17 protein-coding genes are annotated in these 22,883 nt (G+C 41.7%); 13 read left to right on the top strand and 4 right to left on the bottom strand.

The window, feature by feature from the left end; translation table 11 throughout:
- Window positions 1–8: 8 nt before the first annotated feature.
- Window positions 9–1,169 carry a cystathionine gamma-synthase gene (gene metB / locus M1F14_RS04130; RefSeq protein WP_042846667.1) on the bottom strand — a complete coding sequence of 387 codons (1,161 nt, stop codon included), beginning with the start codon at window positions 1,167–1,169 and terminating at the stop codon, window positions 9–11.
- Window positions 1,170–1,484: 315 nt separating this feature from the next.
- Here metB and metJ point away from each other — a divergent pair, with 315 nt between their 5' ends.
- The 3 genes from metJ to M1F14_RS04115 all read left to right on the top strand — a co-directional run bounded on the left by metJ (window position 1,485) and on the right by M1F14_RS04115 (window position 3,803).
- The gene (gene metJ, locus M1F14_RS04125; protein ID WP_004265315.1) at window positions 1,485–1,802 is read left to right on the top strand and encodes a met regulon transcriptional regulator MetJ; all 318 of its coding nucleotides are present in this window, start codon (window positions 1,485–1,487) and stop codon (window positions 1,800–1,802) included.
- Between the two features lie 282 nt (window positions 1,803–2,084).
- Complete coding sequence (locus M1F14_RS04120) at window positions 2,085–2,828, top strand: hypothetical protein (RefSeq protein WP_181468837.1); 744 nt, start codon at window positions 2,085–2,087, stop codon at window positions 2,826–2,828.
- 237 nt (window positions 2,829–3,065) lie between these two features.
- Entirely contained in the window at window positions 3,066–3,803 is a 738-nt protein-coding gene (locus tag M1F14_RS04115) for an outer membrane protein (RefSeq protein WP_048605758.1), read from the top strand.
- 67 nt (window positions 3,804–3,870) lie between these two features.
- Here M1F14_RS04115 and rpmE read toward each other — a convergent pair whose 3' ends face one another.
- On the bottom strand, window positions 3,871–4,086 hold the full coding sequence (gene rpmE / locus M1F14_RS04110; RefSeq protein WP_004265313.1) for a 50S ribosomal protein L31: 216 nt from the start codon (window positions 4,084–4,086) through the stop codon (window positions 3,871–3,873).
- Window positions 4,087–4,305: 219 nt separating this feature from the next.
- On the opposite strand from rpmE, the gene priA reads away from it, so the two are divergent.
- The 7 genes from priA to rraA all read left to right on the top strand — a co-directional run bounded on the left by priA (window position 4,306) and on the right by rraA (window position 12,878).
- A complete protein-coding gene (gene priA / locus M1F14_RS04105) occupies window positions 4,306–6,504 on the top strand; it encodes a primosomal protein N' (protein WP_042846670.1) in 2,199 nt (732 codons plus the stop codon).
- A 271-nt stretch (window positions 6,505–6,775) separates the two neighbouring features.
- Window positions 6,776–7,804 (top strand): DNA-binding transcriptional regulator CytR, encoded by a 1,029-nt coding sequence (gene cytR / locus M1F14_RS04100; protein WP_042846671.1) that lies wholly within the window; start codon window positions 6,776–6,778, stop codon window positions 7,802–7,804.
- A 329-nt stretch (window positions 7,805–8,133) separates the two neighbouring features.
- On the top strand, window positions 8,134–8,943 hold the full coding sequence (gene ftsN, locus M1F14_RS04095; protein WP_042846672.1) for a cell division protein FtsN: 810 nt from the start codon (window positions 8,134–8,136) through the stop codon (window positions 8,941–8,943).
- Window positions 8,944–9,111: 168 nt separating this feature from the next.
- The gene (gene hslV, locus M1F14_RS04090; protein WP_004265304.1) at window positions 9,112–9,642 is read left to right on the top strand and encodes an ATP-dependent protease subunit HslV; all 531 of its coding nucleotides are present in this window, start codon (window positions 9,112–9,114) and stop codon (window positions 9,640–9,642) included.
- A gap of 11 nt (window positions 9,643–9,653) precedes the next feature.
- Window positions 9,654–10,988, top strand: a complete 1,335-nt coding sequence (gene hslU, locus M1F14_RS04085; protein WP_042846673.1) for an HslU--HslV peptidase ATPase subunit — start codon at window positions 9,654–9,656, stop codon at window positions 10,986–10,988.
- 324 nt (window positions 10,989–11,312) lie between these two features.
- Window positions 11,313–12,233: a 1,4-dihydroxy-2-naphthoate polyprenyltransferase gene (locus M1F14_RS04080; protein ID WP_042846674.1), complete on the top strand. Its 921-nt coding sequence runs from the start codon at window positions 11,313–11,315 to the stop codon at window positions 12,231–12,233.
- A gap of 120 nt (window positions 12,234–12,353) precedes the next feature.
- Window positions 12,354–12,878, top strand: coding sequence for a ribonuclease E activity regulator RraA (rraA, locus tag M1F14_RS04075; RefSeq protein WP_131680229.1), 525 nt, complete (start codon window positions 12,354–12,356; stop codon window positions 12,876–12,878).
- Window positions 12,879–13,582: 704 nt separating this feature from the next.
- Here the strand turns inward: rraA and zapB are convergent.
- Window positions 13,583–13,822, bottom strand: a complete 240-nt coding sequence (gene zapB, locus M1F14_RS04070; RefSeq protein WP_042846676.1) for a cell division protein ZapB — start codon at window positions 13,820–13,822, stop codon at window positions 13,583–13,585.
- Window positions 13,823–14,126: 304 nt separating this feature from the next.
- Here zapB and M1F14_RS04065 point away from each other — a divergent pair, with 304 nt between their 5' ends.
- The 3 genes from M1F14_RS04065 (at window position 14,127) to M1F14_RS04055 (ending at window position 21,254) form a co-directional block, all read left to right on the top strand.
- On the top strand, window positions 14,127–14,987 hold the full coding sequence (locus tag M1F14_RS04065; RefSeq protein WP_042846677.1) for an MIP/aquaporin family protein: 861 nt from the start codon (window positions 14,127–14,129) through the stop codon (window positions 14,985–14,987).
- A 3-nt stretch (window positions 14,988–14,990) separates the two neighbouring features.
- Window positions 14,991–16,517 (top strand): glycerol kinase GlpK, encoded by a 1,527-nt coding sequence (gene glpK / locus M1F14_RS04060; protein WP_042846678.1) that lies wholly within the window; start codon window positions 14,991–14,993, stop codon window positions 16,515–16,517.
- 285 nt (window positions 16,518–16,802) lie between these two features.
- Window positions 16,803–21,254 carry a hypothetical protein gene (locus M1F14_RS04055; protein WP_181468838.1) on the top strand — a complete coding sequence of 1,484 codons (4,452 nt, stop codon included), beginning with the start codon at window positions 16,803–16,805 and terminating at the stop codon, window positions 21,252–21,254.
- An 83-nt stretch (window positions 21,255–21,337) separates the two neighbouring features.
- Here M1F14_RS04055 and emrD read toward each other — a convergent pair whose 3' ends face one another.
- Window positions 21,338–22,522, bottom strand: a complete 1,185-nt coding sequence (gene emrD, locus M1F14_RS04050; protein WP_048605741.1) for a multidrug efflux MFS transporter EmrD — start codon at window positions 22,520–22,522, stop codon at window positions 21,338–21,340.
- Between the last annotated feature and the right edge of the window lie 361 nt (window positions 22,523–22,883).

Here is a 22,883-nt window from a genome sequence, read left to right as displayed (position 1 = left end):
AAACTCCGCTAACGTTGTGCCGCAACCTGAAATGCTTGCTCTAAATCTGTAATTAAATCCTGAGGGTCTTCAATCCCGACCGAAATTCTCAGCAAGCTATCCGTAATACCGGCTTGTGCTCGAGCTTCAGCGGACATCCCCGCGTGGGTCATTGTTGCCGTATGAGAAATCAGGGTTTCTACACCACCTAATGATTCTGCCAATGTAAATAAAGACAAGGCGCTCAGAAAACGACGTAGTTGTAATTCATCACCAGCAAATTCAAAACTTAACATTGCCCCAAAACCTTTTTGCTGCTTAAGTGCAATTTGATGCCCTGGATGGTCTTCCAATTCAGGATAATACAATTTTTTCACTAAAGTCTGTGATTTAAGATACTTTACGATTTCTTGTGTATTTCTCTGCTGTTGTAAGATACGTGGCGATAAGGTTCGAATCCCTCGCAATAGTAAATAGCTATCAAAAGCCCCTCCAGTAACACCAATATTATTTGCCCACCACGCTAATTCTATTGCCCATTTTTCATCTTTGGCAATAACAACTCCAGCCACAATATCTGAGTGGCCATTAAGATATTTAGTGCATGAGTGGACAACGAAATCCGCCCCTAATGAAAGCGGTTGCTGTAAAATCGGGCTTAGAAATGTATTGTCAACAACGACTAATGCCCCTGCCTCATGAGCCAAATGAGCAATATGCTGTATATCAAAAATTCTTAATAGTGGGTTGCTCGGTGTTTCGATTAACACCAATTTAGGCTTTTTATCTAATGCCTTTTGCAATGCACTTTCGTCACTTTGGTCGACAAACTGTACTTGATAAGCCCCACGCTGGCTTTGGCTATTAAATAACCGGTAACTTCCCCCATAACAATCGTGGGGAGCTACAAGTAAATCACCCGGTTGTAAAAATACCGTACATAACAGATGAAGCGCAGACATACCGCTATTCGTCATTACAGCCCCACTTCCCCCTTCGAGCTGCGCTAATGTTTTTTGTACTATATCCCGCCCTGGGTTTCCTCGACGTGAATAATCATGAACTCGCGGCTGGTTAAAGTCAGTAAAATTATAGGTACTGGACAAATAAATGGGAGGCACAACGCAACCAAATTGTTGATCTTCATTTAATCCATTATGAATTGCGATAGTTGACGGTTTGTAGGCCATAAACGCTTCTCCTGATTTGTGATTGCTCAAATCATACCCATGAGATGTTTAGACGTCAACATATCTAGACGTCTAAACCTCTTTACGTTTATATCAAGTAATGGAATAATCAGCCTTAATGATTATGTGCTCATTGATAATCAATAGCACAAATAGACTTAGCTGGTTAATTTCACAGGAAAAATTGTGGTAAACTAGGACAAGTTTCTTCTTACTTATATGCAGACACGCCCTATTTGAAGCTTAGAATAAGTTTCTCTTAAAAAGAATATGCATATTATTTTTAATTATTACTGAAAATATCCAAGGTAACTCATGGCTGAATGGAATGGTGAATATGTCAGTCCGTATGCTGAACATGGCAAAAAGAGTGAGCAAGTAAAAAAAATTACAGTATCTATCCCGTTGAAGGTACTAAAAATTTTAACTGATGAGCGTACACGCCGCCAGATTAATAACTTACGTCACGCTACAAATAGTGAATTACTGTGCGAAGCATTTTTGCACGCATTCACGGGGCAACCGCTGCCGAATGACGAAGATTTACGCAAAGAACGTAATGACGAAATCCCTGAAGCGGCAAAAGAAATCATGCGTGAATTAGGTATCGACCCAGAAACGTGGGAGTACTAACTCAATTTTTGCCTCAGTAATGCAATACGTTTTTCACTACGTCGCAAACAGGTATTCCCTGCCAGTGGCGTAGCGCTCTTCTTATCTTATCTAAAGGTGATTACACTTAATCGCTCATCCCAAGCCACGCTAACATTTCTTTGGTCTCACACCTAACACCAAGATTTCTCTGAATTAGTTCACTTTCAGAATTGCCCGCAGGCTTATTTCCCCAACTTCTCTACACTTCATCACACCAATCTATAACCACACCCAATAATTAGAATTATTAAGGATAGTGTAATGAATAAATATAATCAGGTCTTAATCGGCTTACTCGGTGGAGCACTACTCATCACCGCAGGATGCACAAACCACTCAACTAGTTATACCAAAGAATATAAAGAAACTGCTAATAGCGATTTATCAGCGAAAAAATTAGGGACAAAATGGGGGGAAGATGTTAATTCTGCTGTACAAACGGTCAAAGCCTCACGTTTAACCAACACACCTTTTGACACCGCCATTATCTTTTACCGTGGTGAACGTGTCCCAAGCCATGTTCAAACCATCAATTATATTCCGTTGTCCCCCATAGAGATCAAAATCACTGATGGAAATGACCGTAAAATGCCAATTTACCGTAATAACCAAGGACAATATATTTTGCCCGCCCAAGAGGGACAGCGTTATCAATTGACTATCGCCAATACCGATAGAAATAGAACCTACGAAGTGGTCACAACCGTTGATAGTATTGACGTACTAAATGGCCGTGCAGGTTCATACCAAAATAATGGATATTTGATCCGTCCCAAACATGAGGTCACCATTGAAGGCTTCCGCAAGAATCAGGACCAAGTCGCCGCTTTTCGCTTCTCAGCACCAGAAGATTCTTATGTAAATCAAAATGTTCAAGGTGACGAACGGAATATTGGCGTAATTGGTTTTGCGATTTTTGAAGTTCGGGAAGAATTAGCCGACTGCGAAGCAAACCCTTTCCCCGCAGAGACACAATATGCTCCAGCCCCGTGTAAAAAACGCTAAATACGCTTAAAACGCACCCCATAAAGAGTGCGTTCTTAAATATTGGCCGCGTTTAAACAAAATAAAATACTAACAACCACCATAAACCCACCATGAAACCGTTAATTATCAACTATTAACAAAAAATAACGATAATCATATCGTTTTTCACCCAATTTTAACTTATCTTAAATCAAACGCTTAATTTGACTTATAATAAAACCTTATTTCCAATAAACTAACTAAACGGTATTTTTAATGAAAAAGATAATTGCAGTATCTCTTTTAAGCGTCGTTTCTAGCGTAGCGATGGCATCGAATAGTGGTTTTTATGTTTCTGGTAAAATGGGAACATCAATCTTAAAACTTTCCGACCAAAAATGGGAAAGTATTGATGACCTTGGTGAGTATGATCGTGCCAGTGGTGGAAGCAAAACCAAAGGCGTGTTCGGTGGCGGCCTTGCTGTTGGTTATGACTTATATGATATGACCTCTTTACCTCTTCGTACTGAGCTCGATATAACCCTTAGAGGGAAAGCATCTTCCAAATATAATCTAGCGAGTAGCTCTTGGGACAATGGCAATGGTTCTTTCTATTCAGATAGTGATGATGCAAAAAATGATATCACGCTAAATACTTTCATGGTCAATGCCTACTATGACTTCAAAAATGAAACTAATTTCACACCTTATGTATCTGTGGGCTTAGGGTTAGCGAGCATTAAGCATAAAGCACAGTATTCCTACTCTGAAACGAATTCCGGTGGTAGCGAATATAGTTCATCGTCTAAATCAAAAACTAATAGTAATTTTGCTTGGAGTTTAGGATTGGGTTCACAGTATGCAATCAATGACAATCTATCATTAGATTTAAGCTACCGCTTCTTAGATGCAGGTAAATCTGAGGTGAGCTCTTACACTGACGGTGCCAAAGATAAATCAAAAGTGAAAGTCAGAAGCAATGACATTATGCTTGGTGTGGTTTACCGCTTCTAACGGTTTATTCTACCCATAAAAAAAGGGAAAATATATTTTCCCTTTTTTTTGCATTTCACAAGTTCGATTATTTTTTAGAACCTGGGATGCTGAAACGTTGGTTAAAGCGATCAACACGACCACCAGTCGCAACATCACGCTGTTTACCAGTATAGAACGGGTGGCAATTACCACAAACGTCCAGGTTCAGCGAGTGACCAGCAGTTGAATTAATTTTCATAACATTACCGCAAGAACAAGTTGCAGTAACTTCTTCGTATTTAGGATGAATACCTTTTTTCATGGGAGAACCTCTATTAAGGCCGTGTCGCCATTCCAGCCCTAACGCCGGACACCACACGTCGTGTTGATTGAATTTAATATTATTGGCAAAAATAACTACCAAAGGCGGCGGATCATACAGAAATTCTGTTTATCACGCAATGAAAACCGAGTAAATTTTGTGTTACTCTAGTCCGCTCTTATTATTATCATCGCATAAAAAACAGACGGAAATCCAGCTATGATCGTCGTTCAGGTGGCATTACCTGTTCCTTTAAATCGCACATTTGATTATCGCCTCCCTGATAACATGGCGCTTCCCGTCATTGGGAGCCGTGTCATGGTGCCGTTTGGCAAGCGCCAAGCACTGGGGGTTGTGGTTAAACATAGCGATAAAAGTGAATTTGCTGAAGACAAGCTCAAAGCTATCGAACTGGTTCTTGACCAGCAAACTCTATTTCCTGACGATGTTTGGCAATTATTATTATGGTCTGCCCAATATTACCATTACCCAATTGGTGAGGTTCTTTTCCACGCCCTACCGACATTACTGCGCCAAGGTAAAGCCGCAGAATTCACCCCTATTTGGCAATGGCAAGTTACTGAGTTAGGCCTTGCGGTTGACCTTAATGAGCTAAAACGTTCACCTAAGCAGCAGCAAGCACTCGCCCTTTTACGTCGCCGGTCTGTGTATCGCCATCAGGTCAATGAACTTGAAATCAGCGAAAGTGCCTTACAAGCCTTAAAAAAGAAAAGCTATATAGAACTACACCCTGTTCAGCCTACTGCGGAAAAATGGCAACCTAACTTTACAATATGTGGCGAAAGGCTACGTCTTAACAGCGAACAGGCCACCGCGGTCGGAGCGATCCGTGCACAAGATGACGAGTTCTCACCATGGCTGCTTGCTGGGATCACAGGTTCCGGTAAAACAGAGGTCTATTTAAGCGTATTAGAAAATGTGCTTTCCCAAGGTAAACAGGCTTTAGTTCTCGTTCCCGAAATTGGCTTAACCCCACAAACCATTAGCCGTTTTCGTGAGCGTTTCAATGCCCCTGTAGATGTTCTACATTCGGGGTTAAATGACAGTGAACGTTTAGCCGTTTGGCTACGAGCTAAACAAGGGCAAAATGCAATTATTATTGGCACTCGTTCTGCCCTATTTACCCCATTTGCCCACTTAGGCATCATCATTATCGATGAAGAGCATGATAGCTCTTATAAGCAACAGGATGGCTGGCGTTACCATGCTCGAGACCTCGCGGTCTTTCGCGCCAAAAAAAATAATATTCCGATTGTGATGGGGACCGCAACACCGTCACTGGAAACCCTTTTTAATGTTCAACAAAATAAGTATCGTCAATTAAACCTCACTATTCGGGCTGGGAATGCTCACCCTGCAGTACAACATCTAATTGACTTAAAAGGCCAACCCTTAAAATATGGCCTATCACACTTGCTAATCCAACATATTAAAGAACATTTAGCGAAAAATAATCAGGTGATTTTATTTTTAAATCGTCGGGGCTATTCCCCGGCACTGATTTGCCATGAATGTGGCTGGATTGCCGAGTGCCAACGCTGTGATCATTACTACACCTTACATCAGAATTTTCACCAATTACGTTGTCATCACTGCGACAGCCAACGCCCGATCCCTCGCCAATGCCCACAATGTGGGTCAACCCACTTGGTGCCCGTAGGTATGGGAACAGAGCAACTTGAAGAGGGGATATCGGAGCTTTTCCCTGACACGCCAGTGACCCGTATTGACCGTGATACTACTAGTCGTAAAGGCGAACTTGAGCAACATTTAAACCAAGTTCACGAAGGTGGGGCAAGGGTCCTTATCGGCACGCAAATGTTAGCTAAGGGCCACCATTTTCCAGATGTTACCTTAGTCGCGCTATTAGACGTTGACGGCGCACTATTTTCGAGTGACTTTCGTGCAGCTGAGCGTTTTGCCCAATTATATGTACAAGTTTCAGGCCGTGCGGGTCGAGCTGGTAAGCAAGGGGACGTTTTTTTACAGACTCACCACCCAGAGCACCCTCTGCTACTCAATTTACTTGAAAACGGCTATGACGCTTTCACAAAAGAGGCAATGGAAGAGCGCCGTATCGCCATGTTACCACCTTACACTAACCATATTTTGATCCGCTCCGAAGATCACAATAACCAAGATTCACGCCTTTTTTTGCAAAATGTACGGCAATATATCGCAGAGCACCCGCAAAGTGACGCTAAACTGTGGATTTTAGGGCCATCGCCGTCGATTCAAGCCAAACGAGGTGGACGATTCCGCTGGCAATTATTGCTCCAACACCCTTCACGGTTATATTTGCAGCAATTTATGGCAAAACTACTGCCTGAAATCCTTCAGCAGCCAGAAAGCCGTAAAGTAAAATGGAATGTGGACGTCGACCCGACTGATTGCTAACCTCATTCCTTAAATTAATAATTTGAATACCCATGAACAAAGTATCTCTAGATATCTCTGTGTTTCAACAGCCGATTTTTAGGAATTTCCTCTCAAATTTTTTTTAAATTTGCGAAGCAGCTCTAAAAAATGACGTAAGTCACACTTTTTATGCAAACTAGGTAACAGATATTATTGTGAAACCAATTAGAATAACTTCTAATCATAAATAATGACGTGCTTTCGCCATTCAAAAAAAAGCAAACGATTAAATCAATCTAAGGAAGGCGTTGTGGAAAGTAAAAAACACAATAATACGGCAACAATGAAAGACGTTGCCAGTGCTGCGGGCGTTTCGACAGCGACAGTCTCTAGAACCTTGATGAACCCAGAAAAGGTTTCTTTGCAGACAAGGCAAAAGGTCGAGCAAGCCGTGATGGATGTTGGCTATTACCCCCACAACCTTGCTAGAAGTTATAAGCGCAATGAATCAAAAACTATTCTTGTACTCGTTCCGAATATCCGTGACCCTTTCTTTAGCGACGTGGTTTGTGGTATCGAAGAAATTGCAGCACAAGAAGGCTATTTTGTGCTAATTGGTGATTGCAAACATCAACAAAAACAAGAAAATGCCTTTATTAACCTGATTATTACCAAACAAATCGATGGTATGGTACTACTCGGCTCTAATATCCCCTTTGATGTCTCCACTGAAGAACAAAAAAACCTACCGCCAATTGTTATGGCGAATGAGTTTGCCCCTGAATTAAAGCTCCCTACCGTTCATATTGATAACCTTACGGCAGCATTTAACGCGACCCATTACCTACAAAAGCAAGGCCACCGGCTGATTGCTTGTATCGCAGGTCCCTCTCATATGCCGTTGAGTGAGTATCGGTTAGAAGGTTATAAAAAGGCGATGTTGCGTACTGGCGAAAAGTTACGCGAAAACTATATTATTCGCGGCGATTTTACGCACGAAGGTGGCGCAGAAGCCATGAAAACGTTACTTTCACTTCCTGAACCCCCAACTGCCGTTTTTTGTCACAGTGATATCATGGCCATAGGGGCTATGTGGCAAGCGAAGAAAATGGGGTTACAACTCCCAGATGACCTTTCTTTCGTTGGTTTCGATAACTTAGAACAAGCAAAATACACTTTACCCGCATTAACGACTATCGACCAACCGCGTACTGAAATCGGCCATCATGCTATGCAACTGTTACTAGAACAGATCCACGGTAACAATGTCACCCCAGGGTCTCGTCTCCTAGATTCTGATTTAATCATTAGAGAGAGTACAAAAGCGCCTAAAAGCTAGGGGTTATTGAACTTTAATGGTACATTTTTATTCGTATTAAATGTATTTTGCTCAAGGCGAGCGATTCACCGTCTAGTCACAGTCACCTAGGCAAGAAGTGCTTAACACAGAGAAAAATTACATTTAATCGAACCCGAAGGTCTATTTTTCTGAATTATGTAGCTTACCGAGCATGGTTGTACTAAACCTAACCATGTAGCTGGTTTTAACACCAAAACGCGCTGTAAAAATCATCAGCAAAGATGAACAGCCCCTAGTCAAAGCCACTCAGGTTAAGTAACATGTTAAGCCAAATGACGACAACAATTAATAATTAGTGAATTAATAGCGTGGCACAAAAAGATTATGTAGCTCGAGGGCGCTCATCCGCTCGTAAAAAAGGCAAAGGTAAATCGAAAAAAGCACAGGGACTGCCAATGACTACTTTGGTCGTTGCTGTGGTGATTGTCGTGCTATTCGTTGGTGGCCTGTTTTATATCACCCAAAATAAAAAGGATACCCTACCACCACAATCTGTCGTACCAACTGCACCTACGGGCAGCACACTTCCGCCCAAACCTGAAGAGCGCTGGCGCTATATTAAAGAACTCGAGCGCCGCGGTGTTGATATACCAAGCTCTCAGCAGCCTAATACCGGTACTAATATTCTGCGTCCATCAGATTTAACACCTGAACAACGTCAATTATTAGAGCAAATCGATTCTGACCGGCGCCAACCGGTAACTAACTTACAAGAAATCCCTGCTAACGGTAAACCAGTGCCGCGGTCTCAGGTCATTATCAATGAACCGGCTCAACCTATAGAGCCAGTTCAACGTAAGCCTGTTGTGAATAACGAACCGAAAGTAGAATCTCGACCAGCGGCACCGCCCTCATCGTCACAAAATGTACCGGATAAAAAACCAGCGAATAATCTGCAAAATATGTTAGTTCAATGCGGGTCATTCCGTACAGCAGAACAAGCAGAGTCGGTACAAGCAACACTCGCCTTTTCAGGTATTGAAAGCCGTATCTCTAGTGGCGGTGGCTGGCACCGTATCGTATTAGGCCCTTATTCCAAGTCAACCGCAGAGAAAATGCGTGACCGAGCAGCAGGTGTCGGTGTATCAGGTTGCATTCTTCGTGCTTCAGGGGGTTGAAAATCCTAACCTCCCACCCCATGTACTGTTTTAATGTACTCATGAGCGGTTGTTTTTATCTTCAACACAATTCAAGTGCTAGCTAATTAAACAGCTACCACTTGAATTTTATCTTTTGGAAATTAAAACCAGCTGCATTCTTTTTGTAATAAAACCAGGGGCTAACTCATGACAACAATCGTAAGTGTTCGCCGTAATGGCCAGGTCGTAATTGGTGGTGATGGACAGGCGACGATGGGTAATACCGTCATGAAAGGCAATGTCCGCAAAGTTCGCCGCTTATACAATGACAAAGTCATTGCCGGATTTGCCGGTGGCACCGCAGATGCATTCACACTTTTTGAACTGTTTGAGCGTAAACTCGAACTGCACCAAGGCCATTTAACTAAAGCGGCCGTTGAGCTTGCAAAAGATTGGCGTACAGACCGTATGCTACGCAAGCTAGAAGCGTTGCTCGCTGTCGCAGATGAACACACCTCGCTTATCATTACGGGTAATGGTGACGTGGTACAACCTGAAAATGACTTAATTGCCATAGGTTCCGGTGGTCCATACGCGCAATCAGCAGCACGTGCACTGTTAGAAAATACAGACTTGAGCGCAAAAGAAATTGCCGAAAAAGCACTCGCCATTGCTGGCGACATCTGTATTTACACCAACCACAATGTCAACTTTGAAGAAATTTCTTCAAAATCATAAGGATTGCTAGCATGTCCGAAATGACTCCACGCGAAATTGTCAGCGAACTCGACAATCATATTATTGGCCAAAACAAAGCCAAACGCTCTGTAGCAATTGCTCTGCGTAACCGCTGGCGCCGTATGCAGTTAAATGAAGTGTTACGCCATGAAGTTACCCCAAAAAATATTCTGATGATTGGCCCAACAGGGGTAGGTAAAACTGAAATTGCTCGCCGCTTAGCAAAATTAGCGAATGCACCGTTTATCAAAGTTGAAGCGACAAAATTTACAGAAGTCGGTTATGTGGGTAAAGAAGTTGACTCTATTATTCGTGATTTGACTGATTCTGCCGTCAAAATGGTGCGTTTACAATCTATCGAAAAAAACCGCTATCGTGCAGAAGAAATGGCCGAAGAGCGTATTTTAGATGTGTTGATCCCACCGGCAAAAAACAATTGGGGTCAATCTGAACCCACTGATGAACAATCACCTGCGCGTCAAACATTCCGTAAAAAATTACGTGAAGGCCAGTTAGACGATAAAGAAATTGAGATTGAAGTTGCGGCCACCCCAATGGGGGTTGAGATCATGGCACCTCCGGGCATGGAAGAAATGACTAACCAGTTACAATCCATGTTCCAAAATTTAGCGGGTCAAAAACAAAAGCCTCGTAAGATGAAAATCAAAGAGGCGTTTAAACTATTAGTGGAAGAAGAAGCCGCTAAATTAGTTAACCCAGAAGAGCTAAAAGAACAAGCTATTGAAGCCGTAGAGCAAAACGGTATCGTGTTTATCGATGAATTCGACAAAATCTGTAAACGTGGCGGTCAAAGCTCAGGTCCAGACGTATCCCGTGAAGGGGTTCAGCGTGACTTATTACCATTAATCGAAGGCTGTACCATTTCGACTAAGCACGGTATGGTAAAAACCGACCACATTCTCTTTATTGCATCAGGTGCATTCCAAGTATCTAGCCCATCAGATCTAATCCCTGAACTGCAAGGTCGTCTACCTATTCGCGTTGAACTGCAAGCACTGACCACTGAAGATTTTGTCCGCATTTTGACAGAACCAAATGCCTCCTTAACTGAGCAATATAAAGCGCTAATGGCAACTGAAGGCGTCAATATTGAATTTACAGCAGACGGTATCCGTAAAATTGCAGAATCAGCATGGCAAGTGAATGAGTCAACTGAAAACATTGGTGCTCGTCGTCTGCACACGGTACTTGAACGTTTAATGGAAGATATTTCTTTCGATGCAAGCGACCGTAATGGCCAAACAATCCAAATCGATGCTGAGTACGTCAAACAACACTTAGACGAACTGGTTGCTGACGAAGACCTGAGTAGATTTATTTTATAATCTTATTAATTATCAGGTTTTCATGTATCCTTAATATACATCGACTAAAGTGCAGCTTTTATCGCTGCACTTTTTTCTATGAAATATTAATCCTACTGCTTTGAAATTCAACAATATTTATCATTGCGATAGGCTAGTTAAATTTTTAAGAACACGACTTTAAATAATTCAGATTGTAGAAAACCAAAATAACATCAGCCCGATGTGACTAAAGTAGCTGGAATATAGCAAGTAACCTATACGAGTATGTGACTAGAGCAATAAAGTACAGCCAAGATCACTACAATTTGAAATATGACAAGTATGAACCTGTGAAGTAATTAAATGAACTCACCAAATACAATAAGCCGTAAACAAGCTTGGATTGAAAGCCTACGCCCCAAAACCCTCCCTCTCGGGGTGATTGCGATTGTCACAGGCTCCGCTCTAACCTATTTAACAGGCAACTTTAAATGGCCTGTGGCGCTTTTAGCCCTTATTACCGCTGGACTATTACAGATTTTATCTAACCTTGCCAATGATTATGGTGATGCTGTAAAAGGTTCCGATACCGAAGAGCGTATTGGCCCACTACGTGGTATGCAAAAAGGCGTTATCACGCAAGCTGACATGAAAAAAGCGTTAAAAATCAATATTACGGCGGCCTGTATTTCTGGGTTACTGTTAATTATTGTCGCGTGTGAAAAACCCGAAGATGCTATCGGTTTCGTAGCCCTAGGGTTAATTGCCATTGTTGCGGCCATTACCTACACTGTTGGTAAAAAACCCTATGGCTATTTAGGGCTGGGGGATATATCGGTACTCATCTTCTTTGGCTGGCTAAGCGTGATTGGGACTTACTACTTACAGGCAAATAGTTTCAATATCATCACCCTGTTACCCGCCACAGCTTGCGGGTTGCTATCAGTTGCCGTATTAAACATTAATAATATGCGTGATATCGAAAATGATATCAAAGCAGGTAAAAATACATTAGCTGTGCGTTTAGGGCCGCAGGGTGCACGCATTTACCACGCAATTATTATTATCGTTGCCATTTTATGTTTAGTGTTTTTCAACCTGATTTACTTACAAGGTTGGAGTGGCTGGCTATTCTTACTTGCGGTGCCAGTATTGATGAACCATTTACGCCGTGTTCTTAGCGACCCCACACCAGAAGGTATGCGCCCTTTACTTGAAAATATGGTAAAAGCGGCACTGATCACCAACGTGTTATTCTCTATTGGCGTGGTGATGAGCAAGTAATCATCATTATTTGCCTATTTTTTGACTTTTCCCGCCTATTTTTAGGCGGGTAACTTTGCCAAGTACTGTTCAAAAGGGATATACTGGCTACCTCTTGCAGCAAAAAAAGACCTAAATCCTATGAATTATGATACTTCCGAACTCTGCGATATATACCAAGAAAGCGTTAATGTGGTAGAACCTCTTTTCTCCAACTTTGGTGGGCGTACTTCATTTGGCGGTCAAATCATTACAGTTAAGTGCTTTGAAGATAACGGCCTACTGTATGATTTGCTGGAAGAAGACGGTACCGGCCGTATTCTGCTAGTTGATGGCGGTGGCTCTGTCCGTAAAGCGCTTATTGACGCCAATGTAGCAAGGCTTGCTGTTGACAACCATTGGGAAGGCATCGTGATTTATGGCGCGGTTCGCCAAGTCGATGCACTAATGGAACTTGACCTTGGCATCCAAGCTATTGCCGCTATGCCAGCAGGTTGCCCTGATGAGGGCATTGGTGAAAGTGATGTCCGCGTCAATTTTGGTGGCGTCACCTTCTTCTCTGGTGATTATCTGTATGCGGATAATACCGGCATTATTCTTTCTGAAGAGCCATTAACCTCGTCTGAGAACGACGGTTTTATCGAAGATGACAATATCGACGCATAATCCGTTAAAAATTCTAAAAATAAGGGCTGCAAATTATTGCAGCCCTTATTTTTATACTCTACAACGCAAGGTATGACGAAAGTTTCTCTAAATAATTCGTGTTGTAGGCAGGCGGCAAAGTCGATAAGACTCTAAGAGCATACATAAATATGTGACTAGGGCGAAGAGACGAAGCCAACCCCCTACAACGCAAAGTATGACGAAAGTTTCTCTAAATAATTCGTGTTGTAGGCAGGCGGCAAAGTCGATAAGACCCTAGGAGCATACATAAGTATGTGACTAGGGCGAAGAAACGAAGCCAACACCCTACAACGCAAAGTATGACGAACGTTTCTCTAAATAATTCGTGTTGTAGGTAGGCGGCAAAGTCGATAAGACTCTAAGAGCATATATAAGTATGTGACTAGAGCAAAGAGACGAAGCCAACCCCCTACAACGCAAGGTATGACGAACGTTTCTCTAAATAATTCGTGTTGTAGGTAGGCGGCAAAGTCGATAAGACCCTAGGAGCATACATAAGTATGTGACTAGGGCGAAGAAACGAAGCCAACACCCTACAACGCAAAGTATGACGAAAGTTTCTCTAAATAATTCGTGTTGTAGGTAGGCGGCAAAGTCGATAAGACCCTAGGAGCATACATAAGTATGTGACTAGGGCGAAGAGACGAAGCCAACACCCCTACAACGCGAAGTATGACGAGAAATTACACTTCTTCCATCTTCCCTAACAAAGTACGCAACCTTTCCTGCCATGCTTGCTGCTCTTGTTTGAGTTGTTCATTTTCTCTCACTAAAGACTCAGTACCTGACTTTGTCGTTTCTAGTTCTTGGCTTAGTGCACCATTTTTATCTTTTAATTCATCAATTTCCATTTGTAACAACGTGATTGTATCAATCGCTTGTTGAACTTTGGACTCGAGTTTCTCAAATACTTCAAATGACATTTGTTAGGTCTCCCTTATCTGCTTTTACACGATTGTAAGTAGCATGATCCCCTGTGTCCAGTTCCTTCCATCTGAATACTAATAACCATTGATAAAAAATACTGGTCAGATCACACCATAAAGGTCGAACTCGTCACTATTTTTGGTTGTTTTCTTTCGCTTTAGTGATGTAACACACATTTTTCAATTTCGATATTTCTCGTTTATGTTCTTTAACGATAAATTTACAGCTAATGATTTTCGATTAGAAAGTCTTAACTAAAAAAACATTACAATAATTTTCATTTTCGTAGGATAGAAACATATGAGCCAAATGACGACTACATCACTCACTGGTCAGTGTATCTCAGAGTTTTTAGGCACTGCACTGCTAGTATTTTTCGGTTTAGGCTGTGTTGCCGCAGTTAGGATTGCAGGGGCGCAACTTGGTCTCTGGGAAATCAGTATTATCTGGGGCTTCGGTGTTGCCTTAGCCGTTTATCTTACAGCGGGAACCTCAGGTGCTCACTTAAACCCTGCGGTGACCCTTGCACTATGGCTATTCGCTTGTTTTGATAAGCGCAAAGTGATCCCTTATATCATCGCACAAATGCTAGGTGGCTTCTTTGCAGCGGCATTAGTCTACTCTATGTATTCCCCCGTTTTTTTCGATTACGACCAAGTTCACCATATTATTAGGGGTACACAAGAAAGCTTATTTACCGCAGGGGTATTCTCTACCTACCCTGCACCACAAATCAGCGTTCCTCATGCCTTCTTCATTGAAGTGGTTATTGCTGCCATCTTAGTGTGTTTAATTATGGCGCTAACTGATGATGGTAATGGCGTACCTCGTGGCCCACTTGCTCCACTATTAATTGGTATTTTAATCGCAGTTATCGGCGGTTCATTTGGTGCTCTAACAGGGTTCGCCCTCAACCCTGCTCGCGATTTTGGGCCGAAAGTTGTGGCTTATCTTGCAGGCTGGGGTGACATCGCGCTCACAGGTGGCCGTGATATACCGTATTTCCTTGTACCATTGACAGCACCTATTGTTGGTGGTCTGCTAGGGGCATTCGCCTATCGTAAACTTATTGGTCGCCACCTACCGTGCATGGTATGTGAAGAAGAGACCAAAACAGAAAAGTTATCCGTTAAAAACACCAAATCTTCGGAACAGGCTTAAATTATGACGACAGAAACCACTATTGCGAAAAAATATATTGTCGCACTTGACCAAGGCACAACCAGTTCACGAGCGGTTGTACTCGACCACGATGCAAATATTATTAGTATTTCACAACGTGAATTCACACAAATTTATCCTAAGCCAGGCTGGGTAGAACATGACCCTATGGAAATTTGGGCATCACAAAGTTCGACCTTAGTTGAAGTTCTTGCCAAAGCAGATATCCGAACTGATGAAGTCGCTGGAATTGGCATTACTAATCAACGAGAAACGACTATTGTATGGGAGAAAGCAACAGGTAAGCCTGTTTATAATGCGATTGTATGGCAATGCCGCCGCACAGCTGACTTTTGTACTCATCTCAAACAAAATGACCGTGATCTAGAAGAATATATTCGCCAAAACACAGGCCTTGTCGTTGACCCTTACTTTTCCGGCACAAAAGTTAAATGGATTTTAGACAACGTAGAAGGGGCTCGTGAGCGCGCAGAAAAAGGGGAATTACTGTTTGGAACCGTTGACACATGGCTAGTTTGGAAAATGACACAAGGCCGTGTCCACGTCACCGACTATACCAACGCATCCCGTACTATGATGTTTAATATCCGCAACCTAGAATGGGATGATAAAATTCTTAAAGCCCTAAATATTCCACGCGCCATGCTCCCAGAGGTTCGTCCATCATCAGAGGTTTATGGCCAAACCAATATTGGGGGGAAAGGTGGAACGCGTATCCCAATTTCAGGAATGGCGGGTGACCAACAGGCGGCGCTGTACGGCCAACTGTGCGTCAAGCCTGGCATGGCGAAAAATACCTATGGAACAGGCTGTTTCTTGCTGTTAAATACCGGAGAAACCGCGGTACGCTCTAATCACGGCTTACTAACGACCATAGGATGTGGTCCGAAAGGTGAAGTGAACTATGCACTTGAAGGTGCGGTTTTCGTCGGGGGCGCTTCCATTCAATGGCTACGCGACGAGCTAAAATTAATCGATGAAGCGACTGACTCCGAATATTTTGCCACTAAAGTGAAAGACAGTAATGGTGTCTATGTCGTTCCTGCTTTTACAGGGTTAGGAGCCCCTTATTGGGACCCTTATGCGCGAGGAGCAATTTTTGGCTTAACCCGTGGTGCTAACCGTAATCACATTATTCGCGCAACGCTAGAATCTATCGCCTACCAGACTCGTGACGTACTTGACGCAATGCAAGCAGACTCTGGCGAACGTTTAAAAGCACTACGTGTTGACGGTGGTGCTGTCGCCAATAACTTCCTAATGCAATTTCAAGCGGATATTCTCGGGACCCCTGTTGAACGCCCAGAGGTTCGTGAAAGTACAGCACTAGGTGCTGCTTATCTTGCAGGGTTAGCCGTTGGTTTCTGGAATGACCTTGATGAACTACAAAGTAAAGCGACTATTGAGCGTGTCTTTAAGCCTGGTATTGAAACGACAGAACGTAATTTCAAATATGAAGGGTGGAAAAAAGCAGTAGCACGAGCTCAAGAGTGGGAAGACCGTGGTTAATTATTGCCACTAACACTTTATTGTTTTTTAAGGCGGTGCTTCGGCACTGCCTTAAACGATTAACTGATATATTGTGTTTGGCAGTAAACTGAATAGTTTTTGAAAATAAACAAGGAAAATCAATTTATTGACTTTCGAATGGTGAGACAAGGCAGGGAAAACCAATTAGCTAATAAATAGAAAGCCAATAATCAGACTAATAATAAATTAGAAAGCCCATATGAGTTTATCTAAAATCACCTTGAACTACATGTATTATTACTTATTCTTTCAAGGAAAATGGGTATGGAACACCTCAAGAAACCTACAAATTATTTATATAAACTAACCACATCTACGCTTGTTTCAGAACAAATACAGCAAAAAAAACTACAGTTTGGCTATTATAAACAAAACAGCCGAGTAGCAATAATAAAAAACGATTCTGACTTAATTCGTGGATTAAAAGAAAACCCGCGCCAATCTACCACCAGCCAAGCTACTTTTACTTTTTTCAATTGGTTAATGAATTCGCCGCGTTTATCCGGTGGAAACAAGCCCAATTATGTACTGAGCACCGTTGAACAGTTTCAATTTTCAGGCTCTGAATTCCACCCCAGCCATAATTTATTTGTTGATAGTTCTAATTCACCAACTAAATGGCAAGAGGGGGATGCACGTGCCGCAGACCAAATCGCAGACCTCTTATTACCCAGTGGGCAATGGCACCGCCACTATGATACGGTCGTTGTTTCATCTAGCAGTAATGATAAACAAGTCGAGCTACTACGCCATTACCTCGAATTGACTGGCGGTAGCTTACTCATCATTGAAAATGACGATGTTCCCCCCTCTCCATCAATGCAAAAATTTATCAATGAGCTTTCATTAATTGATGTTAATGATAAAAACAGTGCAAAAACTGAAAAAGAAAATAATGCGCCACAAGGAATATTAGTTAGCACTTACCAAATTAAAGGTAAAAATGATATTGAAAAAAATACCCATATCATTTCCAATTTTTCGCAGCAGCACTCAGTGTTTACCAAACAGACTTACCGAACTGGTTGGAATTATAGCGGGGAAATAACGTTTACCGATTCAGGTGACTGGACCTTATACCTAGATACTTCATTATTACAGGAGTGCGCGACATTAAGCATAGGCCCAAGAGACATTCATATTATACCTTCGAATGAACATCAGGCTATCTCCCTTGGGCATATAGATAAAAATGGCACAATAAATTTTAGCATTAAGACAATTACAGAAACATCACCACCTAAATTTGACTTATTATATCGTTCAGGGCAATCACCAATAGAGCGTATTCCAGAAAGTGCCTTTAGCTATATCCAATCTAAGACTGACATAGCCAAAACAAACAAAAATACACCATCATTTAACCCACATGGCTTCCAACAAGTGGTTTCCTTACCTCATTCAGCGATCAACTCAATACTGTTAACAGATGAAACCCTTCAACAATCAGAATATTTTTCAATTGTCCTTAGCAGTGAACATCAAAATATAATTCTAAAATTAGATGACATCGCATTAATATCACGGTCTTCTTGGCCTGAATTAGCCCAAGAAATTGAAAATAAGATCAACCATCAACTGAGTCTATTATCCCACCCATTAGTAAAAGTCAGCTATAAAAATAACCAAATAATAATTGTTGGAGAAGGTATTTGCATTTCCCAATTTCAATTAAAAAGAAACGTGCCTGTTCCCTATGTTGATGTTCCCAATACCGTTTATAAAAAAATAGAAGATAATGCAATTATTCAATCCATTAGCATTGATAAAGACCAAATTAATAACTGGACACACCTTTCACTAAAACTCACGGATAAAGATAGCCATATTACTGAGATTTATCGTGAAGAGTTTAAACTGACAGAAACCCAATTCACCTCCCCTGAACAATTTGCACAATACCTGCAAGACTATATCCACCGGCACATTGATGATAGTGACATTCGTGTCAACTGGAATAAAAAGACATATCAGTTAAATATTACTGATTTACAAAACCGGAAGCTCGACCTCCTCCAATTTGGTTATCAAGAACAAATCCTCCCTATTGTTATTGTTGAAAACCCAACATCATCATTAGACCCTTTCATCGTAGGTGCCGTCACAGGCGATCTCCCTACAGATGAAAACATTGTGGAGTATCAGTTAATTGAAAAACCACAATTTGGCGACGTTTTGCTAGATGAGAGAACCGGGAAATGGCAATACCAGCCAGATAATCACTTTAATCACCACGGAGTAGAGCAATTTGATTTTGTTGCCGTAATGAAAAATGGGGATACCTCTGCCCCAATATCCGTTCAATTACAAATGGAAGCCCCTCCACTGGTTTCCATCCCTGGGAAAAAAACCTTTACCATCCAAGACCCTATCTATAATGAGCCCAGCCCCAAAAAACACCCTAACCCCCATGACATGCAAGTACATAATATTCAACTCGCACAGACTCACCTGCAGGCACCAGATACCCCCTATTTCTGTTTATCCGCCAACCGTTGGGCATTGGTTAAAGTCGATGTGACTAGTCAATCTTCCGCGAAATCACCTGATTTTGTCGCGATAGTCAGCACAAAGGAGGGAAAAGAACTAGGCCGAGTAAGGTTAGTGGGCCCCGAAAGGCTACCGCAAACGTTATTACCAATTCCCATAAAAATGAGTGTTCCTGCTAATGATTTGCATCATCAAAGCTATACCGCCCCATTAAAAAGCGAGTGGGTACAACCGGGGGTTAGAATTCGCATTTTAGCCGATAATACCCCGATTCTTATGCCTTATACCGAGGAAAATGGTAATTTCCAATTAAACGTAAAACCCAATCACTCAATAACCTCACATATCCATACTACTAGCCTTTATCAACAAGGGCATGGCACTTACACCTACTCCCCCCTAAGTTGGGGGATAGAAGCCGCCGCTAGGCTACCAATCAAACACTTTACTCTCTATAGTTACCCAGCTGTTTCGCAGTCCCCAGCACTAAACCCTTATATTAATGGCTACCTTACCACCCGTATTCTGTCAAACCCTAAATATGATAACCCCAAAGTAATTCCGCAATTTACCGCTTCACAGATTCATTGGGCATATATGAATAGCTTCAAATTAGCAAAATTAACCCCATTCAATTTTGAATTTCATTACTCCGCTATCGAGCCTTTAATACCTGATGGTGCTTTTTTCTGGTTGTTGGGGATAGCTTCACCCAATTATGGCGGGGGATTGGCAGATTCGGGGATTTTATGGCATGAAATATATGGCCATGGCTTAGGCTTACCACATACTAATAATAAAGAAGTATACCCATTTAAGGAGCATAGCAATGGGGTAAACATTGCCTATGACCAACAACAGCAACGATATATTACCTATAAACGGCTATCGGTTAACGGTGATGTTACTGAGGTCAAGCCAGCAATGTACCCCACCTCGTCTATGGAACTCTTAGCCAATAACGATGCTTTTCTTCCTCACTCTGATTATTTCGTAGCAAAAATCCAAGATTTTCTCATCCAAAAAGCTCATCAAAACAAGTACTCTAAACACTATATTCAGCGTGATACCCCAATATATTGGCTACATAGGCAATTTACGCGAATGACGGATGGTACCCTTCATCCTTATAGTCGGCTGAATATCATCAAAACGATCGCTAGCACCATAAATGCCCCTCATGATGAATTCATCACAAAATCTCTTGATGATGACTACCCGGACTATTCATTCAAAGTTACTTACGCAACACATCACGGCTTACTCTCTGAAACAAAAGATATTTTTATATTTGATAACCAATTGAACTTAAAAATTGCTGACAAGGGGGAATTGGTTAAACTGGAAGTTAAAGAAGCGGGCAACAAAGATGCAGCAAAAATCATTTTTCAATATAAAAACCCTGAATCACTGGCAAATCGTTTGTTTTCTAACAGTAATGGGCAAACGCTACCAGAAAAATTACAGCTAGATGATTATTGGCGTGGCACTAAGCTGTTTTGGTCTGCAACCGAACATGATTTGGTTAATGCTAAGACTGGTCAGGTAAATTTATCGCGTATTGATAAACATAGTAAACTACGCGCTAGCTGGGTCGAAAACGGCCAATTACACCAACAGGATTTTTCATTAAGTGACCCATTTGGTGAGGATGAAATACAACTGGCCATACACGAATTTAAGCCGATTAACCACCTTGATATTCAAGTAGATAAACGTTTTATTTCTAATCGCCAACTTAATGTCCCCTCAGAAAGAAACTTACTATCTGATGTACATATTCATCAACTGGTTAACATTAAACAACTTGGCCTAACTAATAGCGAACATACATATTGGGTAACACTACAGCTTTATAATGAGCAGGGTAGAATTGAAGAATATACACCAAAAGAACGCTGGTATCTTTCTGTAGACCAAGACATATTGACTCTCAACGGAACCATCGACAGTACCCCGGGCTTAGAATTAGTTGGAATCAAAGTGTATATCGACCAACACTTGCAGGATAACGTGGCACCTAGCTCAATTTGGCTCTACCAAAACAGCATAGACCAATTGGCAGAAAATACCGCGTTTGTAAATTATGACCGCCCAGTCGAATTTAACTCAATAGCAGAACAACCGGCGCTGCTATCAACAATTGATCAAAAGGATAACTTATCGCTTTTTCCTGAAGCAATACTGCCACAACCTACGCAGATTGTTCCGCCTTTAATCGCCTAATCACCCAATAAACCTAACGGCACTGCCGCCTAATATTGCAAATAAAGTGGGACAACCTATCGTTTCCCACTTTATTTTATCCATTAAACAGTTCGTTCTGTATGACCCATCCGTTTAGCTAATGGCAGCCAACACAATAAAACCAGTATGGATGTTAAAAACATTAAAAGCCCAAGGCTAAACTGCCCATCCTGTGGTAACAATGCAGAGATCCATGTTGCAACCCCTGAACCTACATTTTGCAATCCCCCTACCAGCGCTCCGGCAGCACCCGCTAAATAAGGGAATGGCTCCATTGCCCCCGTTGTTGCTAAAGGAAATAGCATCCCAGCACCAAAGAAAAAGACGGCGGCTGGCACCAACAATGTCCATGTATTCATAATACCAAACCAACTTGGTAGCCACATCATGATACCTGCCAGCAGGCAAATTAATACGGCGTGCCACATCAGGTGATAAAAGGTTTTTCCTTCACGCCCTGCATACCAAGCACCAAAAAAAGCGGCAGGGATCGGCAGAATAAATAAAATGCTCACGGTGATACTACTTAACCCCAAAACTCCCCCCATTAATACACCGCTACTCGACTCAAACACGGCTATCCCTGCTAACGCGCCTATCAGCATTGCTAAATACGATAAAAATGAGCCGTTTGATAATAGCGCTCGGTATGAATCAACCATTCTGTGTTTTTCAGGCGAAACTGGGCGGGTTTCAGGTAGCCAACGGTACATACTTAATAACACTGATGCACCTAAGATAAACAGGAAAATATAACAGGCATGCCACCCCCAAAAATGGGCTAATATACCACCAAACATGGGTGCCAATAATGGGCTAACTAATACCCCCATATTTAATAAACTATTTGCATAGCGCAACGCAGTGCCTTTATATAAATCACGCGGCATGGTCCTCGCCATCACACCAGCTACGCCAGTACCTAGCCCCTGTAAACCGCTGGCAACTGTTAATGTCGTCAAGGTTGGAGCAAAAATCGCCAAGATGGTGGAAAATAAGAAAATTGTCAAACCGAACAAAATAACAGGTCGGCGGCCAATTTGGTCGGACAACGGACCATACAATAACTGTGAAAAACCATAAGAAAATAAATAAGCGGCCATTACCTGCTGAACAGCCCCGGAAGGCTCATTAAAATACACCGCTATTTCAGCTATCACAGGGACATAAATAGTTTGTGTCATTTGGCCGACAGCCGCTAATGCAATTAACATTAATAACAGATTGAAATGTTCCAGCTTTCTCATTTTTCTCTCAAATATATCAAAACCCCGGATAGACAATCCGGACACACAATAACGCTGTATTATTTAAAAATAATACAGCGACTATTTAGACATTAAATTATCAATATTTAATTGTTGTTCTGCGCTTTAAACCTGCTTCAGGTAAATAACAAACAACAGATTTTGTCCTACTGTGATTAAGATAACAAAAATTACCCTTTATTCGTAGTAGCAGTACATTTTAGTTTATTTAACAATGGCAGTAATATTCGCCAACACTGTCAAGATAACTGTACATTGAAATTGAAAATAAGCCATATTTAAGAATAAATCACTGGGACACATTATCGATAAGCATAAATAGTGAACTGATTTAGTATTA

The organism is Providencia sp. PROV003, from assembly GCF_045040775.1.
Taxonomy (GTDB): Bacteria; Pseudomonadota; Gammaproteobacteria; order Enterobacterales; family Enterobacteriaceae; genus Providencia; species Providencia huashanensis.
This window is presented reverse-complemented; position numbering and strand designations above follow the sequence as displayed.